This is a genomic window from Bifidobacterium sp. ESL0820 (assembly GCF_052606235.1).
The window spans coordinates 995,060-1,018,470 of sequence record NZ_CP199594.1; the positions used below are offsets into that span (position 1 = coordinate 995,060).

Consider the following 23,411-nt stretch of genomic DNA (forward strand, 5'->3'; position numbering starts at 1 on the left):
AACACTGCTGAGGTAAGCATAGTACTTCCAAGACGATGCAAGGCGTATATCCCCACCTCGCCACGCCAGAATATCCGAGAGCTGGCGCAGTCCACAAGCATCATGGTGAGACTAAGTTGTTAACAAGGTTATTATAGTTTACATTGTTAACTACCAACAATCGTCAGGAGGTATACCTTGCAACCTGCAAGAAACGAGTCAGGGGAATATGCCCTGTCCTGTCGCCAGGTGCGCAAATCATTCGGGAGCAGGCAGGTGCTCAAGGGTGTGGATCTTGAAGTCAGGCGCGGAAGCATCCTGGGCCTGCTGGGCAGGAACGGGGCAGGCAAGTCAACCCTGATCTCGGCCTTGACAGGGCTGGGCGAGCCGGACTCAGGCCACATCACAGTCGAGGGGCACAACCCTTATCGAACCCCTTCGCGCATCTTCGGCCGGGTCATCGGACTTGCTCCCCAGGACCTGGGCATCTATCCCCATCTCAGCGTCCGAGACAACCTGCGCGGCATGGCCGGCCTGCAGGGACTGAGCACCAAGCAGGGCAGCAAAAGGGCCGACGAACTGATAGAGCTCATGGGATTGGGATCCCAGTCAGGAACAGCAGCCGAGAATCTATCAGGAGGGCAAAAGCGCCGCCTGCATACCGCCATGGCCATGGTCCACAATCCCCCGGTGCTCTTCCTGGACGAGCCGACAGTCGGAGCAGACGTGGAGGCGCGCGCCAGAATACTGGACATGGTCAAGGCCATGAGCCGGCAGGGCACCACCATCATCTACACCACCCACTACCTGAAGGAGCTGGAAGAGATGGGCGCGGACCTGGCCTTCCTGATCGACGGGCGGATCCAGGTCCAGGGCTCCTTGCAGGAGGTGCTTCACAAATATGCCCGAGCTTCCCTGCGCATCTCCTTCGTCGGACAGACCCCAGGCCAGGTCCCCGGATGGCGGACGGCAGACGGCTTCCTGGAGCCCGATCACCCGGTGTCCAGTCCAGAGCAGGAGTTGGCCCGCCTCTTGCAGGAGCCGGTCATGAAAAGTGCCCGTCTGGCATCAATCACCATCGTCCAGCCTGACATCGAGTCGGCCTACATGACCGTCATGGGCACATCTTCAAGCGATCCTGCCGGGTCACGAGCATGGGAAGACAGGTGACCACCATGCATTTCAACGGATACTTGGCGACATTCCGCCTCAATTTCAAAATCGAGCTGCGAAGCATCTGGCTGCAGGCGGTCATCGTGGCCATTCCACTGATCATCATCCCCTTCATGCTGCCCTCCTACCGGGACTCACTGAGGGCCCAGGGGCATCTGGGCGCCAATGGATCCGAGCAGGCGCTTCCTGGGTTCGCCATTCTTTTCGCCATGTTTTCCTTGCAGCTGGTCCTCCAACTCTTCTTCCAGGAGCACGAATGGCATACCTGGGACAGAATGCGGGTGTCGGCGGTCTCCCTCTTCGACCTGGTCATGGCCAAACTGAGCGTGTCCTTCATGGTGCAGGTGGTCCAGGTTTCTCTGGTCATGCTGATCGGGACGGCGCTCTACCACTATCGGCCCAATGGATCAGTCCTGGCCCTGGCCGCGGTCTGCCTGCTCATTTCGATTGTGCTGACCCTCTTCGGCCTGCTGCTCTACATCTTCTCGTCCTCCCAGAACATGGCCATGTCCTTCAACAACATTCTTGGCATGCTCCTGGCTGGCATGGGCGGCGCGCTCAGCCCTGTCTCCGGATTCCCGGACTGGGCACAGAAGCTGGCCAAGGGCAGCCCCGTCTACTGGGCCATGGATGCCGTAGGAAAAATCAATTTCGACCATGCCGGAATGGCGGATGTATGGCCTGACCTGCGTATCCTGCTGGCCTTCCTGCTCGCCCTGGCTCTCCTGGCAACGGTACTATTCAAGAGAGGAGTACAGCGGAAGGAGTGAGGAAGCATGGCTGACCCACCCAAGGCACCCGTCAAGACGACACTCAACCGCGACTACGTTCTGCGTTCCGCCCTCTATTTCGTCGACGAGCACGGACTGGAGGCCCTGAACATCCGCGCCCTGGGCAAGCAGATGGGAGTGTCAGGACCAGCCATCTACCGTCATGTACCCAGCAAGGCCGCCCTGCTTGATGGGATCGTCGAGCTCATCTGGCAGTCAGCCACTGACCTGGACTCCATACCACAGGGCATGGGATGGCGGCAAGCACTGGAAGAGGTCATGCTCCAGGTTCACCGGACGCTGCTTTCGCATCCCCGGGCGCTCCCGCTCATGGCCACGCATCCCATCAACACCGACCAGTCCTTCCACATGGTCAGCACCTGGTTGAACCAGCTGACCGCCCACGGGCTCAAGGTCGATTCCGACACCATCCACCTGCTCAACAGCCTTGCAGGACTGACCCTGGGCAGTGCCATCGCCCAGGCCTCTCCCCCGGTCGGCGGTGCGGGCGGCCAGACCAATACAGATCTGGCCAAAAGGCTGGCCGCAGACACCCAAGGATTCGATGACCTGAAGACGCTTTTCGCCTCTACGAACGACGGAATTAGTGCCCTTATGGAGACCAGCTACCACAAGGGCCTGCACGCCCTGATTGCCGGTTGGCCTGCCTGATTAGTGGTCAATGGATCATTCCTAGTCACGCACCCAGCAACGTTGAAGTCCGACTCAGAATTGCTTACCCGACATTCCATCTGGGAGGACCTTATCGGTAGGTAGTATAGTTGAAAAACGTAAGGCTTCCTGCTCGCACCCTCGCACAGAGGGATGGGGATATGCGTAACGTCAGGAAAGCCTCCAGGGACAGCTCTACCGTTAGGGACCGGTGGTGTCAGTCTTTGGGGAAAGGGATTCTGCTTAATATGCGTCAGCATCAGTGTATGTCGATCAGACCGACCGCGGCCGTCGGTCTTCTACTGTCCGTCATCCTGCCTTTAGGTCTCCTTGCTGGCACCAGCGCCGATGCCAGCACTACAGCCAGCGAGCCTGCTGTGGCTGGCGCGAGCGCGCCTGCCACAGCAGGAGGCACCGGGGGGGGGGGGGGGGGGTCGTCAGACCCCTCGCGTAGCTAAGCAAAACCCCGGCACTTTCCCCAGCAACGTAACACCAACATCCACACCATCAACGCCCCAATCACCACTGGCCACCCCATCACCTCTACATCCAACAAATCCAACACCGTCTGCACAACCCGTGCCAAAAAAGACCGCAAGCGACAAGACTGCCGGCAGCCAACTTCGTGCACGCTCATCAGCCTCGCACACCGTTACATATAAAGACCCAGTGGGTGGAAACACTACAATTGAACAGACTGTCACCGATGGCAACTGTGCGGTCAGACCAACTGATCCAATCCGCCCTGGATACGCCTTCGATGGTTGGTTTATCTGGAACACCTCAATCGCTTACGACTTCAGCCAGCCCGTATCAGACACAATTACACTGGAAGCCCATTGGACTAAGGGCTCGAATACCTGGAACCTTAATCCCAACCACGGGTCCACAGCAGGAAACACCCCGGTCACACTGACTTCTCCAACGATGCTTGGCACCCGTTTCAGCCAAATCAGCGCAGGAGACAACCATTCCTTAGCCATAGGTTCCGACGGGAACCTCTACAGCTGGGGAAACAATAAAGAAGGTCAGTTAGGGAGAGAAACCGGAACTAACACATATGACGCCAAACCGGGTATTGCTTCAAAACCGGATGGAGTATCTGATACCTTTACATGGACTCAAGCCATTGCAGGCTACGATGTCTCAATGGCCTTAGGCTCGGACGGGAACCTCTACAGCTGGGGAAACAACGAAGAAGGTCAACTGGGCCGCATCACTCCAAAAGGTAATGACGGTCTGATGGAATCCGATCAAAAGCCAAAACCTGTAAGCAAGCCTGCAAACGTCGTATCCGGCTTCACATGGACAAAAACCAGCACAAGCGGCAATTCCTCTATGTCCTTTGGCTCCGATGGCAACTTATACAGCTGGGGAAACAACGCCAGCGGCCAGCTAGGACGTTCCACGGTTTCCTACACTTATGACGCTACGCCTGGTCTGGTTACTAAGCCCAAAGATGCTTCCGCTACTTTCTTTTGGACTCAGGCCAGCGCAGGAGGTTTTCACTCTCTGGCCCTTGGCTCTGACGGAAACTTATACAGCTGGGGAAGCAATGATAATGGCCAATTAGGGCGTGACGAGAACAGCGGGACTAATAAACCAAATAGCCTACCAACCAAGGTTCGAGGGCTGGATGGAATTTCCATCGCCAATGCTAGTGCTGGTTATTTGCATTCCTTGGCCGTCGACACCAACGGTAATCTGTACGCATGGGGAAATAATGACTTCGGTCAGCAGGGAAGCGGGACTGGATCAAATGCCACCCCCAGCCAGATAAAGCAGGTTACAGGCGTTGTTTTTTCAAAAGCAAGTGCGGGAAGAAGAGGCAGTCTAGCCCTTGATGAAAGTGGTTCCGTGTACACATGGGGTGTATATGGAAGCAATGGCCGAGTAACTGGTATCCCAGCCGGAGTCAGCATTACACAGGCTGTAGCAGGGGCACAGCATTATTTAGCGCTCGGATCTGACGGAAACCTCTACAGTTGGGGAAAGAACGATCAAGGACAACTCGGCAACGGCACTAAAGTCAGTACCGATCGCCCGAGTCAAATTACCTTCCCTGAAGCACCCGTAGCCACCAGTATCACCTTTGATGGAAAACCTGGAGGGACAAGTTTAGTTAGCAACTCAGACGGTACCTGGAGCACTACCACCCCCAAACACACAAAAGGAAGGGTGGAAGTAATCATTACTTGGGTTATGAACGGACAACGACAAACACGTCTATCTTATTGGTACGACGGGCCTAAGCGAACTGTAACTTTTGGCAACTCAAACAACTCAGGAATAACCGCTGTGGATATGCCAATGCCCCAATCCGTTGCAGAGGACGAGCAAGCAAAGCGCCCCTATCCTGATCCGAAATCAGACGGTTATCGTTTCGACGGCTGGTTCCTTAATGATGCTGATGGCAGCTCTGACGTGGCTTACGATTTCAGCCAGCCTGTCACAGGCGATCTGAGTCTGGTAGCGCATTGGTCTCCAATCGACACGCACTGGTCGATCAATCCTAGCCAAGGCAATGTGCTGGGTGGCCAGCAGGCGACGATCATCCCTCCCAGCCATAACCGCGGTATCCGTTTCAATCAGGTCAGCGCCGGCGGCGAGCAGGACAGCGTCATTGGTTTCTCCGTAGGAGTGGCCAGCGACGGGAACGCCTACGCCTGGGGCAACAACCAGTATGGGCAGCTGGGCCAAGACCCAGCCAAGACATCCGCTCAGAAGACACCGACCAAGGTTCCCCTGCCTGAAGGGGTGGCCGCCGGCTTCACCTACACTCAGGTTGCCGCAGGCGGTGCCCACACCCTGGCCATAGGCTCCGACGGAATCCTCTACAGCTGGGGCCGCAACAATCATGGGCAGCTTGGTAGCGGCACCACCACGGACCGGTACAAGCCCCAGCCTGTCAACAGCCCCTATACAGGCAAGTCCTTCAAAGCCGTGCAAATTAGCGCGGGAGCCTACGATTCAGCCGCCATCGACGATCAGGGCCGCGTCTACACCTGGGGGTGCGAGCACAACAGCTACTCCTCCTACGGAACGGATAAACCAGCACCGACCCTGGCCAAGGACCCCAACGGCTCCAGCCAGGGGCTGCACGCGGTCCAGGTCAGTGTCAAATGGAGCTTCATGCTGGCCCTGGACGAGGACGGCAGCGTGTATGCCTGGGGATACAACACCAACGGTCAGCTTGGCAACGGAACCGCCACAGGGGACGGCAACGCTGATTATGCCAACGACCCGAAGCCGGTCCAAGATCCCAAGGATGCCAGCAAGACCTTCAAAGCCACGCAGATCAGCGTAGGCACCAGGCACGCCCTCGCCATCGGAAAGGAAGACGGCAGCCTGTACACCTGGGGCAAGGTCAACGACACCAACTACACAAGGCCCACGAACGACCCCTCCAACACCGGCAAAACCATCAAAGCCACCCGCGTCAGCGCCGGCACATGGCATTCCCTGGGCATCGACCAGGACGGCAACGCCTGGGGCTGGGGCTGGAACCAATACGGGCAGACCGGCAACGGCAACACCAACGCGCAGGAAACCCCAACGAAAGTGACCGGTCCGAACGGCACAGGCCAGGGATTCAAGGCCGTCTGCATCAGCGCATCTCACAACCACTCCCTGGCCATCGGCCAGGACGGCAACGCCTACGCCTGGGGCAAGAACGACTACAACCAGCTCGGCAACACCAGCATCCCCACAACAGGCAGCAGCCCCAAACCCATACAGACCATGTTCGACCCCACCCCCCTGAACATCACCGGGGTCAGGTTCGACCAGACAGTGATCGGCACCCTACGGCAGAACACCGACGGCTCCGTCACCCTGGCCACTCCTGCCCATAATCCGGGGCGGGCTGATGTGATCGTGGATTGGACCCTGGGCGGGATAGTCCAGACCCAAGCGCACTTGCCCTACACCTACGAAGGCATGCTGCCCCATGCCGGCAGCAGCGGGGCCATAATCCTGCTGGTCACAGGACTGCTCGCCGCCGCCGGCGCCGCAGCCGCCGGACGCCATCGGCGGGAGGCTCGCAGTCTGCAAGCCTGAAAACTTCGCACGAGTAAGCAGCCAGGCCGCATCCCAAGACAGCCCGGCTAAACAGGGTGGCCCCGCACTCCCCCAATACAGCGGAGCCACTCATTCTCTTTTGCAACGGCTCTCCCAGGAGGATCGATAAGTCGAACAGAATAGACATTCCTTAGATAAAGCAGGATCGATTTTCTGGCACACATCACTGACCTTGGCGAAGAGTGGATAGTCATGTCCACCAGGGTGATAAAATTATTGCAGATGAGGCCGGGATTGTGCCCGGCATGCGGCGGGGGATCCGGACTGGGGAGTTCCGGGCATGTAGCCGCAGGTCCTGGGGAAGGGGATCATGTTTACCATGCGTCAGCATACGAACACGCACAGTCGTCCGGTCATGGCCGTCAGCCTTCTGCTCGCCGTCATCCTGCCGGCAAGTCTGATCGCTGGTGGCCTCGCTGCGGCCGACACGACCGCCAGCGAGCCTGTTGTGGCCGGCGCAAGCGCGCCTGCCACAACAGGAGGCACCGGGGGGGGGGGGGGGTCGTCAGACCCCTCGCGTAGCTAAGCAAAATTCCGGTATTTCCTCCAGCAAGGCAACATCGCTGGCAACACCAGCATCTCCCTTATCCACACCCTCTCCCCTGAACCCCACGCACGTCGAACCCGACAGAACCGACAAGCATAAAAGTCCTGACAGCCAGAAGCTGGCTCGCTCATCCACCCAATACACCGTCACCTTCACAAACCTGCAGGGCGCTGATATACAGCAAAGCGTCACAGATGGGAAACAGGCAAAACGGCCCGACGATCCCACCAAGGACGGCTACCTTTTTGACGGCTGGTTCAATGGCGATACGCCCATCGCCTACGACTTCAGCCAGCCCGTCACCAACAATCTGACTCTCAAAGCTCACTGGACAAAGGGATCAGGCGACTGGAGCATTAACCCGAATAGTGGCCCCACCTCCGGCAACACCAATGTGACGCTTGCGCCACCTGCCACAAGAGGCATACGATTCAGCCAAGTCAGTGCAGGAAAGAACCACTCTCTGGCCCTTGGCTCCGACGGCAACCTGTACACATGGGGTTACAACAGAAATGGACAGCTGGGTCGAAAACTCGCCATACTGGCCGATAACCGGCCAGGGATGGTGACTATACCTGGCAACGCTCATCATACTTTTGTTTCAGTCAGTGCGGCGGGCGCCTACTGCTTGGCCATTGATAAAGACGGCAACCTCTACAGCTGGGGAGACAATCAGGATGGCCAGCTGGGACGCGACACCGGAGGGGCCTCAACCGATCAGCCAGGCCAGGTGAAAGCGCCGGCAGGAGTCAAATTTACCCAGGCTATCGCAGGAAACGGATTCTCCATGGCTTTCGGCTCAGACGGCAACCTGTACAGCTGGGGGGACAACGAATATGGCGAACTAGGACGTCCAACCGATGCCGACGACAATGTTCCCGTGGGAGTGGCCGGAAAACCTGCAGATGCCAAGCCCGGCTTCACCTGGACACAGGCCAGCGCAGGAATGAACCATACTCTGGCCTTGGGCTCGGACGGCAAGCTGTACAGCTGGGGAAGCAACGACTACGACCAGCTGGGACGGGACATCGGAAGTTCTTCAACCAGCCAGCCAGATCAAGTGGAAACGCCTGCAGGCGTCACCTTCACTCAAGCCGTTGCAGGCATGTTCCACTCCATGGCCATTGACCAGAAAGGCGAGATGTACAGCTGGGGAAACAACGACTGCAAGCAGCTGGGACGGGACACCGACAGCATACCTAGAAACAAGCCAGGCCTTGTGGGCATACCTGAAGGCACACAAATCGTCAAAGCCTATGGCGGATACTGGTTCAGCATGGCCATGGACACGGACGGCAACCTCTACACCTGGGGATTCAACGATGCCGGCGAACTGGGACGTACTGCTTCCGGCTCAGTCATGCAACCCGGCAAAGTCGCTATGCCAACGAACATCACCGCCTCTCAGGCCGTTGTGGGAAACTTCCATTGTCTGGCCATCGGCTCGGACGGCAACCTCTACACCTGGGGACTTAACAATGGCGGCCAAATCGGCAGGGGCACAATCGGCAACGATGCCTATTCACCTGGTCAATTGACATTCCCCGCATCGCCTATACTTACCAGCGTCACCTTCGATGAAACAGCCATTACGGAAGCGACATTCAATATCGACGGCACTTGGACCTTCGCTACGCCGCAGCATGCGGAAGGCTGGGTTCCCATCACCGTGACATGGAGGCTGAGTGCCCCGCAGCCAGACCAGACAGTATATTTGGGTTACACCTACATAGGAACACCGCGCACCGTAACCTTCGACCCAGCCAATGGCAGTGCGGCAAATAGCGAAACCGTCAACAACGGCTACCGGGTTAAACGACCAGCAGATCCGATCTGGAATGACTATCGCTTTGATGGCTGGTTCCTCAAGGATGCCAAAGGCGGCTCCAATGTGGCCTATGATTTCAGCCAGCCGGTCACCGCAGGCATCACGCTGGTCGCGCACTGGAGCCCTGCCAACACCGGCGGCTGGTCGATCAACCCGTTCAAGGGCAGCTCGATGGGCGGCCAGCAGGTGACCATCACACCGCCCAAAATAAGTCGAAGCATCCGCTTCAACCAGGTCAGCGCCGGCGGCTACCAGGCCGGGGACTTCCACGGATTCTCCGTGGGCGTGGCCAGCGACGGAAACGCCTACGCCTGGGGCAGCAACCAGCACGGCCAGCTTGGCCAGGGCACCGCCAACAGCACCACGCAGAAAACGCCGGTCATGGTTCCCCTGCCCGACGGCGTGGCCGCCGGCTTTACCTACACGCAGGCCGCGGCAGGTGGCTACCACGTGCTGGCTGTCGGCAGCGACGGCATCGTCTACAGCTGGGGGGCCAACGACCACGGGCAGCTGGGCGACGGCACCACCAGCGACCACTCCAAGCCGCAGCCCGTCAAAGGCCCGGACGGTCAGCCCTTCAAAGCCGTCCAGGTGAGCGCCGGTGCCTACGACTCGGCTGCCATCGACCCGCAGGGGCGCGTCTACACTTGGGGCAGCGAAAACAACAATTACACCGCATACAGCACGCCCAAACTGGCGCCGACCCTGGCCAAGGACCCCAGGGGCTCAGGCCTGGGACTGCACGCGGCCCAGGTCAGCCTCGGCTGGAGCTTCATCATGGCCAAGGACACGGACGGCAGCCTCTACACCTGGGGATACGACAACTACGGGCAGCTCGGCAACGGCGCGGCCACAGGAGAATACAGCACCACATATGCCGCCGACCCGGCACCCGTACCCGACCCCGAGGACACGAGCAAGACCTTCAAAGCCACACAGATCAGCGCAGGCGCCAACCACGCCCTGGCCATCAGCCAGGACGGCGCAGCCTGGGCATGGGGATATAACGACCACGGGCAGCTGGGCGACGGGACGACAACCAGCCGGCCCTCCCCCAAGCAGATCCCGGATCCTACGAACTCCAGCCAAGCATTCCAGGCCGCATGGATCAGCGCCGGCGTGCACCACTCCCTGGCCGTCAACCAGAACGGCGCAGCCTGGGCATGGGGATGGAACACCGACGGCCAGCTCGGCAACGGTACCACCAGCGACCAGCCCACGCCCACGCGCGTATCGCCGCCCACGGGCCAGGGCAAGGCCGATGGCGAGCTCACAGCCGTACGTGCCAGTGCAGGACGAAACCACTCCCTGGCCATCGGCCAGGACGGCAACGCCTACGCCTGGGGCGACAACCAGTACAACCAGCTTGGCGTCGAGCAAAGCCTGACGCAGAGCAGTACTCCGGCTCTGGTGGCCTTCAACCCGGTCCTGCTGATCACCGGTGTCAGCTTCGACCAGACAGCAGTTGGTACTCTGCAACAGAACTCTGACGGCTCCGTCACCCTGACCACACCGGCCCACAATCCTGGACAGGCTGATGTGATCGTGGATTGGACCCTGGGCGGGATCGCCCAGACTCAAGCACACCTGACCTACACCTACGAAGGCATCCTGCCCCACGCAGGCAGCAGCGGGATCATGATCCTGCTGGCTGCCGGAATGCTCGCCGCCGCCTGCGCCGCAGCAGCCGGACGCCATCGGCGAGAGGTACGGAGCCTGCAGGTCTGAAGACTTCACACGAGTAAGCAACCGGACCATACCCCAAGATGGCCAGGTTAAACAGGGTGGCCCCGCAGTCCCCAACACAGCGGAGCCACCCTTCTTATTCGCCCTGGTGTTGCTCCCACTCTTGCCCGTCCGCGCGTGATAGACTGCAATACAGCTGTCGGGATGGTCCCCGGCACACGTCTCGTGAAGCGACTTGGGGATTTTCATCATCGAGCCACCTGTTTGGGGAAAGGGGTTCGCAGCCATCATGCACCATAGGGATGCTTCTGCCCAGCCATGCATTGCCGTGAGCCTTCTGCTTGCCATCATCCTGTTCGCTAGTCTGATCATGGGCAGCCTCGCCACAGCCGACACTGACACCAACACCGACACCGACACAAGCCAGCCAACGCTGCAGGCCACGCCGACGACACCCCAATCCCCATTGACACCAACACCCTCGCCACTGAACACCACACCATCGCCACTGAACACCATACCCGAACACGATCAAACACCTGACAGCCGCCCCCAGGCACGCTCAACAAGGCACACCGTCACCTTCGACAGCGCCGACGGCAGCAGCATCGACCCTCAAAACGTCGATGACGGCGCACTGGCCAGCCGGCCCGCCAAGGACCCGACCCGGGACGGCTACCTGTTCGACGGCTGGTTCACCGGCAATCTTGCCTACGACTTCACCCAACCCGTCACTGCAGACCTCACCCTGACCGCCCACTGGACCAAGGGAACCAGTGCCTGGAGCCTCTCCCCCACCGCCGGGTCAACCGCCGGAGGCGACAAGATCACCTTGGTCCCACCCGCCAAACCCGGCGTACGATTCAGCCACATCAGCTCGGGTCTATGGCATACCTTGGCCACGGGCTCGGACGGCAACCTCTACAGCTGGGGAGAAAACAAAGCAAGTCTGGGACGCGACACCAATGAGATACCAGCCACCGCACCGAGCAAGGCGCCAGAAGGCACCCCAGGCCCGGTCACCCCGCCGACCGGCGTCCACTTCACCCAGACCAGCGCAGGAATGAGCCTTTCCCTGGCCATGGGCTCGGACGGCAACCTTTACAGCTGGGGACTAAACGACAGCGGGCAGCTGGGACGCAGCACCACCATCACGCCAGCTGACAGACCGGGCCTGGTCACCCCGCCGACCGGCGTCCACTTCACCCAGTTCACCGCCGGATACTCGCAATCCCTGGCCATCGGCTCGGACGGCAACCTCTACAGCTGGGGAGACAACAGCCGAGGCCAGTTGGGACGCGACACGGGATCAGCGACCTACGACGCCACGCCAGGCAGAGTGTCAATGCCGACAGGCATCACCTGCACCCAGATCAGCGGGGGAACCTTCTATTCCCTGGCTCTGGGCTCGGACGGCAACATTTACAGCTGGGGAGACAACACCGAGGGCGAACTCGGACGCAACACCAACAGCGAACAGCCAGAAACCCTGCCGAGCAAAGTGATCCTGCCGAAAGGCGTTACGAAATACACCGCGATTGCCGCACAGGGATGGTGTTCTCTGGCCATGGGCTCAGACGGCAACCTCTACAGCTGGGGTTACAACGCCTACGGCCAGATGGGACGAGAGACCGACACACCCACACAAAACATCGATCCAGGCAAAGTGACGCTGCCCACAGGCGTCACGAGATTCACCCAGTTCGGCGCAGGAAACCAACACACCCTGGCCGTAGGCTCGGACGGCAACCTCTACAGCTGGGGGAGCAACAAATTCGGCCAGCTGGGACGCGACGCCAGCAGCATGAGAAATGCCAAACCGGGCAAAGTATCCCTGCCGGCAGGCATCAGCTGCATCCAGATCAACGCAGAGAATACCTCCTCCCTGATCCTAGGCTCGGACGGCAACCTCTACAGCTGGGGAGACAACAGCCGAAGCCAGTTGGGACGCACGACCACTGGTCATTCTGACGCCCACCCCGGCACAGTCACATTCCCCGAGGATCCCAGACCCGTCAGCGTCAGCTTCGGCGGGACGCCCGGCACCAACCTCATCGCCGAGTCGAACGGCACCTGGAGCGTCACCACGCCCCAGCATGCAGCAGGCAAGACCGATGTCACCATCATCTGGGGCATGAACGGCCAGCAGCCCGACACCCACCTGACCTACCAATACGTGAACACCTACCATGTCACTTTCTCTTCCGACAGTGACTCCCCTACAGCACCCTCGGGCATGCCCGGACCCCAGTCCGTCACCGAAGGCAGGCAGGCCACACGCCCGATCGCAGACCCGACCAAAGACGGCTGCCTGTTCGACGGCTGGTTCCTCAAGGACTCAAAAGGCGAATCCAAGGTGGCTTATGACTTCAGCCAGCCCGTCACCAGCAGCATCACCCTGGTCGCCCATTGGAGCCCTGTAGACATCGGCAGCTGGGCAATCAGCCCGAATAATGGCGATGCCCAGGGCGGCCAGCAGGTGACCATCACCCCGCCCAAAACCAGCCGGGGCATCCGCTTCAACCAGATAAGCGCCAGCGATAATTTTGCCGGTTTTTCTGTAGGGGTGACCAGCGATGGGAATGCCTACGCCTGGGGCGGCAACGACTACGGGCAGCTGGGCCAGGATCCGAGTACGACGGCCACACAGTACGCGCCGACCAAGGTCCCCCTGCCTGACGGCGCAGCTACCGGGTTCACCTACACGCAGGTCGCCGCAGGCGGAACCCACGTACTGGCCATCGGCTCCGACCAGACCGTCTACAGCTGGGGACAAAATCAATATGGCCAGCTTGGCGACGGCAGCAGGCAAGACCGCTCCAAGCCACAGCCCGTCAAGGGCCCAGACGGACAACCCTTCAAGGCCACCCAGGTGACCGCCGGATTCACCGACTCGGCAGCCATCGACCTGAATGGGCGCGTCTACGTCTGGGGCAGCGAAACCAAGGACCAGGACACCTATAGCGCGCCCAAACTGACGCCGGCCCTGGCCAAGGATCCCAGCGGCTCCGACAAGGGGCTGAAGGCGGTCCAGGTAAGCGCAAGATACAGCTTCCTCATGGCCCTGGACGCCGACGGCAACGTATACACCTGGGGATACAACAACCACGGACAGCTCGGCAACGGCCAAAGCACAGGAAAATACAGCACCGCATATGCTGCCGACCCAGCTCCCGTGCCCGATCCCAAGAACGCCAGCAAGACCTTTAAGGCCAGGATGATCAGCAGCGGTGAAGTCCACGCACTGGCCATCGGTCAGGACGGCACAGCCTGGGCATGGGGAATGAACGCGGATGGCCAGATCGGCGATGGCACGCTGACCGACCGGTCCACACCCACGCAGGTAAAAAACCCTGCCGATGCCAGCCAGGGATTCCAGGCCGCCCAAATCATCGCCGGAGCCACATATTCGCTGGCTATCGACCAGAGCGGCACAGCCTGGGGATGGGGAGAAAACACCTTTGATCAGCTGGGCAGCAACCAGGGCACCTCCGAGCTGCTCGTCCCCTCACAAGTGTCACCCCCCGCAGGCCAGGACAACGCAGGCAAGGGGTTCGCGGTCGCGCGGATCAGCGCAGGATCGGCTTGTTCCCTGGCCATCGGTCAGGACGGTAAGAGCTACAGCTGGGGATACAACTACCGTGGGCAACTCGGCACCGGCAGCAACAGCGATACGAAGATCATTACACCGACGCTGGTGGCGCTATATCCGCCGCCGCTGATTACCGGCGTCAAGTTCGACCGAACAGCAGCCAACAGCCTGCAGCAGAACGCGGACGGGTCAGTCACCCTGACCACGCCAGCCCACAATCCGGGACTGTCTGACGTGATCGTGGACTGGTCCCTGGGTCCCGCCAACCAAGCCCCGACCCACCTCAGCTATACCTTCAAAGGCATTCTGCCCCTCACAGGCAACACGGGGGTACTCCTCCTGCTCGTCTCCGGCCTGCTTGCCGCCGCCGGTGCTCTGGCAGCCGGACGCCACAGGCACGAATTCACTTCGCTCGAGTAAATGGTCGGGCCGCATCCCAAGAACGGCCCGACCTTGATGGGTGGCTCCGCACCCCCCGCTAACACCAGGGAGCCACCCATTTTCATTTTTACCTCTGCGCCTAGAGGAAAATATCTGCTTCCCAACTTGACATAATATTTTTTATCCGTTTTAACCGAGTGTTGCTCCCCTTCAGACCCGAACCTGCATGCTAGCGTACTTTTTAGCAACCGGGAACGTACCCGGCATGCAGCCGATGAAAAAACTTGGGGTTTTCATCATCGGACCGCCTTACCTTGGGAAAGGGGTTTGTAGCGATCATGTGCCATCCGGACGCGTCTTCCCGGTCAGCCATTGTTGTAGACCTTTTGAAGGTTATCGTCATTCTTCCAGCCAGCATGATCATCGGCGGCCTCACTGCAGCCGACGCCGTCGCGAAACCTATCAGCCCGGCCCAGCAAACAGACGCATCCGTCAGCACAACCACCGCCCGAGCTCAGCCAGGTTCAACTTCATACCAGGTCGTCTTCGACAGCGACAACGGCAGCAGTGTCGACTCACAAACCATTGCCGAAGGCACCCAGGCCAGTCGACCCGCGCAAGACCCGACCAAGGACGGCTACCTGTTCGACGGCTGGTTCACCAAAGACGCCAAGGGCGACTCCAAGGTCGCCTACGACTTCACCCAGCCCGTCACCACAGACCTCACCCTGACCGCCCACTGGACCAAGGGCACCAGCGCCTGGAGCCTCTCCCCCACCTCAGGGAAAGCCACAGAATACACCAGGATCACCCTGACCCCGCCCACCACACCAGACATACGCTTCAGCCACATCGTCCCAGCAAAAGAAGAAGGCTCCCAGGCCATAGCCTCGGACGGCAACCTCTACAGGTGGGGAGACAACAACTACAAATTGGGGACTCCTGAAGACGAAAAGCGCACGCCAAGCCTGGTCAACCCGCCGACCGGCGTCCACTTCACCCAGGTCAGCACAGGCTACACCCATTTCCTGGCCATCGGTTCAGACGGCAATCTCTACAGCTGGGGGAACAATGCCGACGGAGAACTGGGACGCGAAACTGTCAGCACAACACCAAAAGACAACCCCCAGATAGACAATCAGCCGAAGCTGGTCACTCCACCGGCCGGCGTCCACTTCACCCAAGCATGTGCAGGAAAATGGCATTCCCTTGCACTGGGATCGGACGGCAACCTCTACAGCTGGGGAGAAAACAAGTACGGCGAACTTGGACGTGACACGGGTTCTGCCATATACGACGTCAAGCCAGGCAAGGTGAACTTGCCGAAGGGCATCACAAAAATCACTCAAATCAGCGCAGGAACCTTCTACTCCATGGCTCTAGACTCGGACGGTGACCTTTACAGCTGGGGCGACAACACTTATGACGAGCTGGGACGCTACGCCGGCGGATATCCCTTCCGTGACCGTTCACCGCGCAAGATGACCATGCCGGCAGGCGTCAAGAAATTCACCTGGATCAAGGCTGGAGAGTGGACATCCCTGGCCACCAGCTCAGACGGCAGTCTCTACAGCTGGGGATGGAACGAATATGGCCAGCTAGGACGCAACACCGCCCCGGCGAGACAAGACCGCACACCGCGCAAGGTGACCATGCCGGCAGGCGTCACGAAGTTCACCAAGGTCAGCGCAGAACACAGGCATTCCCTGGCTTTGGGTTCGGATGGCAACCTCTACAGCTGGGGACTAAACGATTGCAAACAGCTGGGCCGCGACACCGGGTCAGCCAAATACGACGTCAAGCCGGGCAAAGTGCCTACACCAGCAGGTGTCGCACAATTCACCGAGGTCAGCGCCGGCTATTCCCACTCCCTGGCCATCGGCTCCGACGGTAACCTGTACAGCTGGGGACAAAACAAGTATGGCGAACTGGGACGCCCCACCAGCGGCAAGTACGACAGCAGCCCCGGCATGGTCGCATTCCCCGAGGATCCCAAGCCCGTTAACGTGAGTTTCAGCGGTACACCCGGAACCAACCTCGACCCCAACTCGGACGGCACCTGGAGCGTCACCACGCCCCCACATGACCATGGCAGAGTAGATACAGTCATCACCTGGAGGATGAACGGCGAGCGTGCAGACGCACACTTGTCCTACAGGTACCTAGGCAATTATCTCATCGTTTTCGACCCCGACGGTGGCACTGGGTTCGGTTTCCAATTCGCGACTGAGGGAAACCGAGTGAAACGCCCCGCCAAGGATCCTACCAAGGATAAACACCTGTTCGACGGCTGGTTCATCGGCGACACAGCCTACGACTTCAGCAGGCCGGTCACCGACAAGGTGACCCTGACCGCCCACTGGAGCAGTGTCGACAGCAACAAATGGAAGCTCGACAAGGACAACGGGCCCGAGTCAGGCGGCCAGACCGTCACGCTGACTCCACCGCCAGCACGCGGCATCCGCATCAGCCAGGCTGACGGAGGAGATCTCCATTCCGCAGCCGTAGGTTCTGATGGAAGCCTCTACACCTGGGGAGACAACGAAAGCGGCCAGCTGGGCCGTGACACCACCGACAAGCAGGACAGTCATCCAAGCAAGGCGGAAGCTCCTGCAGGCGTCAACTTCGTCCATGTCAGCGCAGGCTACGGATTTTCCGTGGCCCTGGCCTCTGATGGCAGCCTCTACAGCTGGGGAGACAACAGCCGAGGCCAGCTGGGCCGTACCGTCACCAGCAACACCCCAGCCAACAGGCCCCACAAGGTGGATACCCCGGCAGGCATCACCTTCGTCCAGGCAAGCGCAGGCGGATCCCATGTCGTAGCCCTAAGCTCGGATGGCAACATCTACACATGGGGAGACAACAGCGCTGGCCAGCTGGGCCGTACCGTCACCAGCAACAACCCCGCAGACAAGCCCGGCAAAGCCGACACCCCGGCAGATGTCACCTTCACCAGTGTCAGTGCAGGCTGGGGCCACACGGTGGCTGTGGACACGCAAGGCGACGTGTACACCTGGGGCGACAACACCCACGGCGAACTCGGTCGCAGCACCACCAGCACTCCCGCAGACAAGCCCGGCAAAGCCGACACCCTGGCAGGCATCACCTTCACCCAGGCCAGCGCAGGCGAAAGCCACTCTGTGGCCGTAAGCGACGACGGCGGCATCTACACCTGGGGCAACACCGCCAATGGGCGCCTGGGCCGCGACACCAGCAGCACTCCCGCAGACAAGCCCGGCAAGGTTGAAACCCCGGCTGGCATCACCTTCACCCAAGCCAGCGCCGGAGGCGCGCATTCCATTGCCTTGGGTTCCGACGGTAGCCTCTACACCTGGGGCGGCAGCGGCAAAACCTCGTCAGACAGGCCCAACAAGGTGGATACGCCGGCAGGGATCACCTTCACCCAGGCCAGCGCAGGAGCATCGTACTGCCTGGCCCTGGGATCCGACGGCAACCTTTACAGCTGGGGAGACAACGAAAGCGGCCAGCTGGGCCGTGACACCGGCAGCGCTCAGGACGCCAGCCCGGCCAAGGACACCTTCCCCAGGCCTGGCATCCCCACGCATGTCCAATTCGACGACGTGGAAGCCTCCGACCTGACCAGGAACTCCGACGGCACCTGGACGGCGACCACGCCGGCGCACATGCCCGGCACGTCAACCGTCACCATCGATTGGAAGCTGAACGGAATCGCACAGACCCCCGACACCAGCAACAGGTACCGGTACACCTCCATCAGCGTGCTGCCCAGGGCCGGAGGAGGCGGCCTGCTTCCCCTGCTCATCGCCGGGCTGATCGCCTTCGCATGCGCCGCAGCAGCCAGGCGCCACCGGCTGGAAACCCACAGCCGACAACAATAAAGACTTCCCTCGTGTAAGCAGGTCCGGGTTATCACTATCCCCAACACACTCCCGGACCACAAGGGTGGCCCCAACTCCCCCAACGCAATGGGGCCACCCATATACTTCCGCCAGAACGGCATTGGCCTTATCTCTGACTAGCGGCCTGTCCCTTCTGATCCTCGCAAAACAGGGGATAAGCCGCCGAGAAGGGCAACCAGATCAGATTTGTGCCCTCAGTCATGCCTCGCTTTCCTTCGTCTGATTAGTCAGCCCGATTTGCTTCCAGACAGATAGGAGTCTAGAAGTTGTAGCACTGGTTAACGAAGCGACGCTAAGCAGAGGGCGGGGTCTCCTTGCATTCGTGCGCCTAGCTCCGGCACGTGTGTGTTGTCTGTGAGCTCGGTGGTAAGGTGATAAGCGGGGGATGTCAAGAAGATGACTGGTTTCCGCCATGGTTCATGCAATACGATGCATGGCTGGCGCTGGCAGGCAGAATTTTGAATAGACAAGCGGTGTTTGCTCCGCTTGGTGTTTGGTGAAGGGGTTTACGAGTCATGCATCTGGTTTCCCAACTGCGTCACGCGCTGGCGATGATGACCATCCTGCTGGGCCTGCTGGCAGGCATGGGCGTCGCATCCGCCCAGGCGGACGCTCCCATACTCACCGGGGGGGGGTCGTCAGACCCCTCGCGTAGCTAAGCAAACCCCCGGCACTCTCCCCAGCACCGCGACCAACACTCAACTGCCCTCGCCATCACCAATACAAACCACCACACCATTAAGCCCAACAGCAAATCCAGGCACCCCGTCATCGACGACGAATACATCTGACAACACAGGATCCGCTCAGGCTAAATCAACCGAAAAGACAGAAAATCAAACCACGCATACAGTGCGCTTCGAACCGGACGATGGAAACAAACCCACCCAGAAGGATGTAAAAACCGGCACCCTTGCCACTCCCCCGCAATACAATCCTCAACGTACCGGCTTCCGGTTCGACGGGTGGACACTCGACAACCAGCCTTTCTACTTCCAGACCCCCGTCCTCCAGGACATGACTCTGACTGCAAAATGGACCAAAGCCACGGACTGGACGCTGAGCCCGGACCACGGGCCCGCCTCCGGCGCATGGGTGACCATCAGCTCACCCAGTAGACAAGAGCCATGTTTCAGCAATATCCAGGCCGCAGGAGAGCAAATGGTCGGCCTGACCGGCGACGGCCGCATCTATACATGGACGAAAGACAGCACACCCGTGCAGGTTCCTTTCCCCGCCCAGGCTCCCGACGGCTTCCATTATCTGCAGGCCGAAGCCGGTAGCCGATGGCAGGCCGCGCTCGGATCCGACCAGCACATTTACACCTGGACCAGCAGACAAACAACGTCCACCATCCTCGATGCCGTCCGAAACACTGGGTTCACGAGCATCAGCATAAACGATGACCGGCTCTTGGCCGTGGACCGGCAGGGAAGGGTCCACGCTTTCCGGGCCAGTCAGGCCGACAGTCAGAATCAGAATCCGAAACTTACACAGCAGACCACAACCAGCCTGCCCGGACAGGCGCAGGCCGTTACCGCCGCCACCTCCGCCAGCAGGGCCCTCATCGTGGACGCGGACGGGCAAGCCTGGGCATGGGATGCGAACAACACCGGAGAAGCCAAGCCCGCAGATCTTAAACAAGACCCGGGCACGCGTATCGTCCAAGTCCAAGCTCTCAACCAGGGCTATCTCCTCCTGGACACGGACGGTCACACCTATTACCAGGCCGACAGCACAACTAGCTTCACAGCCGTCAGCCTGCCGGAAAGCCTGAAAGCCAGCAGGATTACAGCCAACAAGGAGCAGGCTATGATCACCGGCAAGGACGGCCGCGTCTGGGCCTGGAAGCCCGGAGAAGCCCCCAAGCGCGCGGACAACGAGAACCAGCAGTATGCGCAGGCCGCCAAAGCCGCCAGCAGGGTCACCGCCATCGACCGACAAGGCAGCATGCTCACGTGGAGCCCGGACGAGCAAGGCAAGGCCGGCAAGCCAGCCAGACTCGACACCGCACAAGCGCCCACCCTGGAATCAGCCAGCATGGACGGCCAAGCATTGATGCTCAGCAGGAAAGACAGCTCCTGGAAGGTGGAGATTCCTGGACTCAAACCAAGGCAAACCGTCATCCTCATCACCGGCAGGCAGGACGGCCAGCCCTTCACCAGAAGCCTTAACTACACGGTCGACCAGCCGCTGACTAGAGACGCCGAACCAAGATCCACGCTTACGGTCCACTTCGACACGGGCGGAGGAAATCCCAAACCTGAAGACCAGAATTTCTCCACCCCAAACAGCAGGGCGAAGAGGCCCTCCCCCGACCCGAAGCGTGAAGGTTATCTGTTCGACGGGTGGTTCATCGACGAGGTCGCCTATGATTTCAGCAAGCCTGTGACCAAGGACCTGACTCTGACCGCCAAGTGGACTGAAAGCAGGAACAGCACGTGGAGCATCAGCCCCGACAAGGGCGGCCAGACAGGCAACGAATCCACGACCATCACCCCGCCTGACAGCACCAGGCGAGGCATCAGGTTCAGCCAAGTCAGCGGATCAACACACTACACTGATTATTCCCATGGTTTTACCTTGGCGGTGGGCAGCGACGGGAACGCCTACGCATGGGGGGGCAACAGCAACGGTCAGCTCGGCAACGGGACGGCCTCTTACGCCACCCGGACGACTACACCGGTCATGGTGAAAAAGCCTGCACGCGCGCCCGCGAATTTCACCTACGTGCAGGTCAGCGCCGGAGGCTTCCATTCGTTGGCCATAGGCAGCGATGGGTACGTCTACGCCTGGGGATTAAACAACTACGGACAGCTCGGAGACGGGACGACCACCAACCGGGCTACGCCGGTCAAAGTGGAGAAGCCTGCAGGCGCACCCGCGAATTTCACCTACCTGCAGGTCAGCGGCGGATTCTGGTATTCGCTGGCCCTGGGCAGCGACGGCAACGCCTACGCCTGGGGATTCAACCAGCATGGCGAGCACGGAGATGGAACTTACACCGAACGGCATACGCCGGTCAAAGTGAGAAAGCCTGCAGGCGTGCCCGCGAATTTCACCTACCTGCAGGTCAGCGGCGGAACCTGGCATTCACTGGCCCTGGGCAGCGACGGGAAAGCCTACTCCTGGGGGGACAACAGCTATGGCACCCTTGGCGACGGGACGGACACCTACTACCGGACTACGCCAGTCATGGTGAAGAAGCCTACAGGCGCGCCCACGAATCTCACCTACGTGCAGGTCAGCGCCGGACGCACTTATTCGCTGGCCCTGGGCAGCGACGGCAACGCCTGGGCATGGGGGGACAACGAAAATGGCAAGCTTGGCGACGACACCACCACCGAACGGCATACGCCAGTCATGGTGAAGAAGCCTGCAGACGCGCCCACAGACCTCACCTACGAGCAGGTCAGCGCCGGAGAATATCATTCACTGGCCCTGGGCAGCGACGGCAACGCCTACGCATGGGGGCTCAACGACCGCGGGCAGCTCGGCGACGACACCACCACCGAACGGCATACGCCAGTCATGGTGAAGAAGCCTGCAGACGCGCCCACGGACCTCACCTACGAGCAGGTCAGCGCCGGAGAATATCATTCACTGGCCCTGGGCAGCGACGGCAACGCCTGGGCATGGGGAAACAACAACTATGGCCAGCTCGGCGACGGCACCACAAACGAAAAGTCAAATCCTGTACCGGTGGTGTTCAACCTGCAGCTGGTGATCACCGGCGTCAGATTCGACCAGACCCCCGCATCAGGCTTGACGCGCGGCGATGGCAATAGTGTCACCGTGCTCACGCCCGCACACGCACCGGGCACGGTCACGGTCGGCGTGGACTACACGCTGGGCGGCGCACCCCAGCAGCCGGACACCTCCCTCCGATACACGTACCTGTCTGCAGGCGTACTCCCCCGGGCAGGCGGGGAGGGCATCCTGCTCGCCCTCGCCACAGGAACCGTAAGCATGGGCGTGGTGCTGGCATCCCGCCGCCATAGAAAAGAACAACGTAGTCTGTCACATACTTCGCACGAGTAAGAGCGGCCGGGCGGCGTATCAATCCCCCCGCCCCCGGCCCATTTAGGGGGAGCAGGGAGGAACGTGTCACTTTAAGGCTCAAACCCCAAGAGAGCCGGCACCTCCTCCCGCGCCCCCACCACACTTATTTAACCGCCGATGACCGTGATGTCGACCAAACCGATCCATTCATAGCCCGATCATTCATACCCACAACACGGTCCAACTGCATTTGAGGCGGCGCGTCAAGCACAGTCGAAAGGATAGGCAAGAGCATGAAGCCTACCTCGGCATAGCTGACCTAGGCAGTCAGCATCAAGGCCAAGAGACTAGGCAGAGGACGACGCAGCCTCGCGCTCCGCCAGTGCAATGGAACCACATATACGCACTTCCGCCGGACTGGCATTAGCGCCATCCATGAAGCCATAAGGCAGAACAGCCCCGCCTGCCAGATCAGCCTGATCCCGGCAATCTCCCAAACCCCTGCCAGCATAAGTCTGTGGTGGCGGCCAGCTGGCATACCCCGCAGACTGCCGGTCAAATTGACTCACGCCCACCCACAGGACAGCTACAACCCTAGGCTGACCGGTCTTTTGAGAGCGACGGAAAAACCAACAGATTCCGGATTCTTCACCCGCACTATCCTTGGCCGTTGGAGAATGATGACTACCGAGTAGCACCATGTTAGGTTCGGCCGAAACGTTCGCCCACACAGGGCATTGGATGCCGCCATCCGTAGCACCCAGCCCTGATTAATACTGCCGCTTCCCTCACATCTGATTTGCCAGCCCGTTTCGTCATT

Annotated in this window: 9 protein-coding genes; all 9 read left to right on the forward strand. The window is 60.2% G+C overall.

What is annotated here, in order from left to right; genetic code table 11:
• Positions 1-177: 177 nt before the first annotated feature.
• The 9 genes from ACUIAH_RS04160 (at position 178) to ACUIAH_RS04200 (ending at position 22,630) form a co-directional block, all read left to right on the forward strand.
• Complete coding sequence (locus ACUIAH_RS04160) at positions 178-1,149, forward strand: ABC transporter ATP-binding protein (RefSeq protein WP_445341488.1); 972 nt, start codon at positions 178-180, stop codon at positions 1,147-1,149.
• A gap of 5 nt (positions 1,150-1,154) precedes the next feature.
• A complete protein-coding gene (locus ACUIAH_RS04165; RefSeq protein WP_445341489.1) occupies positions 1,155-1,922 on the forward strand; it encodes an ABC transporter permease in 768 nt (255 codons plus the stop codon).
• Positions 1,923-1,928: 6 nt separating this feature from the next.
• Positions 1,929-2,594, forward strand: a complete 666-nt coding sequence (locus ACUIAH_RS04170) for a TetR/AcrR family transcriptional regulator (RefSeq protein ID WP_445341490.1) — start codon at positions 1,929-1,931, stop codon at positions 2,592-2,594.
• A 348-nt stretch (positions 2,595-2,942) separates the two neighbouring features.
• A complete protein-coding gene (locus tag ACUIAH_RS04175; protein ID WP_445341491.1) occupies positions 2,943-6,653 on the forward strand; it encodes an RCC1 domain-containing protein in 3,711 nt (1,236 codons plus the stop codon).
• Between the two features lie 467 nt (positions 6,654-7,120).
• Positions 7,121-10,777 carry an RCC1 domain-containing protein gene (locus tag ACUIAH_RS04180; protein ID WP_445341492.1) on the forward strand — a complete coding sequence of 1,219 codons (3,657 nt, stop codon included), beginning with the start codon at positions 7,121-7,123 and terminating at the stop codon, positions 10,775-10,777.
• Positions 10,778-11,063: 286 nt separating this feature from the next.
• Positions 11,064-14,747 (forward strand): RCC1 domain-containing protein, encoded by a 3,684-nt coding sequence (locus ACUIAH_RS04185; protein WP_445341493.1) that lies wholly within the window; start codon positions 11,064-11,066, stop codon positions 14,745-14,747.
• A 299-nt stretch (positions 14,748-15,046) separates the two neighbouring features.
• The gene (locus tag ACUIAH_RS04190; RefSeq protein ID WP_445341494.1) at positions 15,047-18,568 is read left to right on the forward strand and encodes an RCC1 domain-containing protein; all 3,522 of its coding nucleotides are present in this window, start codon (positions 15,047-15,049) and stop codon (positions 18,566-18,568) included.
• Between the two features lie 536 nt (positions 18,569-19,104).
• Entirely contained in the window at positions 19,105-19,248 is a 144-nt protein-coding gene (locus tag ACUIAH_RS04195) for a hypothetical protein (protein ID WP_445341495.1), read from the forward strand.
• Positions 19,249-19,441: 193 nt separating this feature from the next.
• On the forward strand, positions 19,442-22,630 hold the full coding sequence (locus ACUIAH_RS04200) for an RCC1 domain-containing protein (RefSeq protein ID WP_445341496.1): 3,189 nt from the start codon (positions 19,442-19,444) through the stop codon (positions 22,628-22,630).
• Positions 22,631-23,411 lie beyond the last annotated feature (781 nt).

Excerpts from the sequence above, each read along its gene's own strand:
- ACUIAH_RS04170 (WP_445341490.1), top strand. The coding sequence starts at position 1,929 with ATGGCTGACCCACCCAAGGCACCCGTCAAGACGACACTCAACCGCGAC.
- ACUIAH_RS04165 (WP_445341489.1), top strand. The coding sequence starts at position 1,155 with ATGCATTTCAACGGATACTTGGCGACATTCCGCCTCAATTTCAAAATC.
- ACUIAH_RS04190 (WP_445341494.1), top strand. The coding sequence starts at position 15,047 with ATGTGCCATCCGGACGCGTCTTCCCGGTCAGCCATTGTTGTAGACCTT.
- ACUIAH_RS04195 (WP_445341495.1), top strand. The coding sequence starts at position 19,105 with ATGCATCTGGTTTCCCAACTGCGTCACGCGCTGGCGATGATGACCATC.
- ACUIAH_RS04175 (WP_445341491.1), top strand. The coding sequence starts at position 2,943 with ATGCCAGCACTACAGCCAGCGAGCCTGCTGTGGCTGGCGCGAGCGCGC.